Annotated in this window: 2 protein-coding genes; both read right to left on the reverse strand. The window is 42.0% G+C overall.

The features are described from left to right. Window positions 1–39 precede the first annotated feature (39 nt). The gene (locus AC4II3_RS32240) at window positions 40–1188 is read right to left on the reverse strand and encodes a DUF1822 family protein (protein ID WP_488014806.1); all 1149 of its coding nucleotides are present in this window, start codon (window positions 1186–1188) and stop codon (window positions 40–42) included. A gap of 284 nt (window positions 1189–1472) precedes the next feature. Further along, a partial coding sequence (locus AC4II3_RS32245; RefSeq protein WP_490723031.1) for a hypothetical protein occupies window positions 1473–2998 on the reverse strand: 1526 nt, incomplete at its 5' end.

A 2998-nucleotide genomic window follows, 5' to 3' on the forward strand; every position in this document is an offset into this window, starting at 1 on the left:
CTCCCCACACCCCACACCCCACACCCCACACCCTACTACCTACTCCCTACTCCCTTTAAATTCAAACAACATCGAGGTGTGTGCTGTTTCGTCAGCAGTGATAATTGTAGCTAGAAACTTTTCATGATTAGCCCCCACAAACTGAGTAAATAAATAGTCGTTATTAGTGGTCAACTCCTGTTGATCCAAGACCATGGTATAATCAGTAATACGCAATTTTATCCCCCAAGGTGGAGTATTACCTGGGCTAGCTCCCAGGATCAGCAATATACTCCAATCCCCTTCTGGTTCAGACTGGGGTAATTGCCAAGTTACAGCATAAAGGCGCAGTGGAATTCCAGCTAGTTGAAAATCTCGATAACTACGGACAGCGGCAGCAGGAATTTCGATATCAATAATAGTTATAATCTCAGCTAATTCTTGGGCTGGGTTACGACGAAACCGCAATGCTGGGGAAGGTGCTGGTAATAGCTGCCAAGATAACTCTTGAGCTAAGTCATCAATTTGATTATATAACCATTGTCCCACATCAATCGCCCGTTGATTCAGGATTTCGATTACGTCTCTAACATAATTAGGCTCGGGCTGTGGTATTTCTGCTAAAGGAATTTCCTCAGGAGAGAGACATTGTAAATCCAGTAGTAAGTCGTCTCCACTCATAGTAAACCTAGATAAAGGGAGCTCGTAATTATGATCAGAGCCAACAACTAGATTACTAATATCTCTGACTAACTGGTCGTATCGATTTACCCCTTTAATCCCAGCAATCCCTAAGTCATCATCAATGGCAATAACGACATAAAAATGAGCAGTGAATTGGGGAATAGTAACAATTGCTTCAGGCAGCGTTACGAAGGGGTCACTAAATCCAAAGGTAGGAATAAGGCAAATCTTAAACTCTCCTACCTGTAGATTACACACAGGATTAATAACTTTAGCAATAGCTTGAGATAATTCAGAGTTTACTAAAACATTAGCTGCTCGTTCTACCCGTAAACTTGGCTCCCGTTTTTCCAGCCAATCTTCAAAAACTAGTAAGGCTAACTCTTGGAGATAGATAGCTAATGTTCCTGGTTTCTCTGCCATCTGGTTGGCTATATCCAGGGCTTGTTGTTGTTGTTCTAATTCCAGCGTTAGGGTTTCGGTTAATGCTGGAAAGGAAATCATTTCTGTAGATATATTTAGCATTTTAAGTTGAGAATATATTGAGGGAACAGTCAATAGGCAATAGGCAATAGGCAATAGGGAATAGGGGGTAGGGTGTGGGGTGTGGGGGGTAGGGAATAGGGAATCGGGAGTCGGGAGTAGACCATGATTGAGATCCCCCTAAATCCCCCTTAATAAGGGGGACTTTTGAATTTAATTACTCCCTTCGTTTTTTAAGGGGACTTTTGAATCTAATCCCCCCCTTTCACCCCACACCCCACACCCCACACCCTACTCCCCACTCCCCACACCCCACACCCTACTCCCTACTCCCTAATCCCTGCTCCCTTTTTCAATAAGTCACATAAGGTGCGAGAAAAATTACTAGACAGTTTGTATTTGTTTTTAACAAAGGTTTCTTTCATAGCTGCAGTCATAATCCGGTTAATTTCTTCTTCCACAAACTGACTAATTCGTTTCTCTAATTCCTTAACACTTTGTGCAGAAGCGTAGGCTTGGCCTAACTCCACGAGTTGGTGATGTAATCTCACGGAAGTGCGTCTAGCAATATCAGCCCGAAAGGCTTTTAGGTCTAGCAAGCGACTGACTTGATATTGAGCAGTGAAGCCGATTTTGGCAGCAATATTAGTCATAGTAACATGCTGACAGTGAAATAAATCTAGTGCTTGTAAAAATTGCTGATGTTTTGGCTTTTGTTGACGACTTAGATAAGCAACTCGGTTTTGTATAACGTCTTGAATAGCAGTAGTTAAACAATCCTGTAGTAATTGGTCATAGGCAGCTAATACCTCGTCTTCTTCCTGATTATTACTGGTATCATCAGCTGCTAATTGATGCTCAAATTTTCCTAACGCTTGAGTGGTAACATTCCTGCCACGATTCTTTTTATAGTCTCGAATTAGCTGAGCTAACCGTTGTAAATCAGTAAGCACTGCTTCTGGAGATAGTTTCCCGATGGATGAACCCAAGGTTGTGATCAGCTCTAATTGCTCTTTCCTAGGAATTGGGTAAGGAGTTGTGAGTTTACCTAAGCCTTGTTGTTGTCGTTGTTGGTTAATTTGATTACGCTCTGCTTGCAGTTGACCTACATAAATCCTTTGATAACTTTCTAATAACTCACGATAGTGGTTAATTTCCTGAGCAGTTAGCTGATGAAACTCCGATAGAATACGGTGTAGTTTAGCAGGAGTAGTTTGTTTCAGTAATAACCAATCCGTTACCTGCTCAATTCCATAGTAGAGTAAAAATCGTTTCACCTCCTTATTCGTTTTAACCAGTCTTTTTGTCCAGGAAAATAAGCTACTTTTCTTTGGATCAAAGGTTTTTAAACTATAGGTAGTTATAGAATTATCTACCCCTAGTTTATGGCCTTGATCGGGCTCAGGATAACGGTCAAGGACTAATGGCAGTAGGTCATCCATGGTAAAATTATGTTGCTGACCAAATTGCTCTACTAACTGATAACAAACTTCCTTGATTTGGTGAGAAACTAAACAACGTAGACAAACCTCAGCCAGCTCAAGGTCGTCGTCTTGGGTGTGATAACGTTGCCACAGTCTGCTAATCAGTCCCTGGTCTATGGTGTCTTCATCTGTAGATAAGGTAAGAGCTTGGGCACTGATAAATTCCTTAGCCTTTTCTATCGGTTTAGTTTGATGTTGACCCAAACGATTAATGTAATTCAGTGTCCAGTATTTGGCTAAGCTGGTTTTCATGAGGGAATAGGGAGTAGGGAGCAGGGAGTAGGTAAGAGGCAATAGGCAAGAGGCAAGAGGTAAGAGGCAAGAGGCAAGAGGCAAGAGGCAAGAGGCAAGAGGCAAGAGGCAAGAGG

This window comes from Moorena sp., from assembly GCF_982860115.1.

Excerpts from the sequence above, each read along its gene's own strand:
- AC4II3_RS32240 (WP_488014806.1), bottom strand. The coding sequence starts at position 1,188 with ATGCTAAATATATCTACAGAAATGATTTCCTTTCCAGCATTAACCGAA.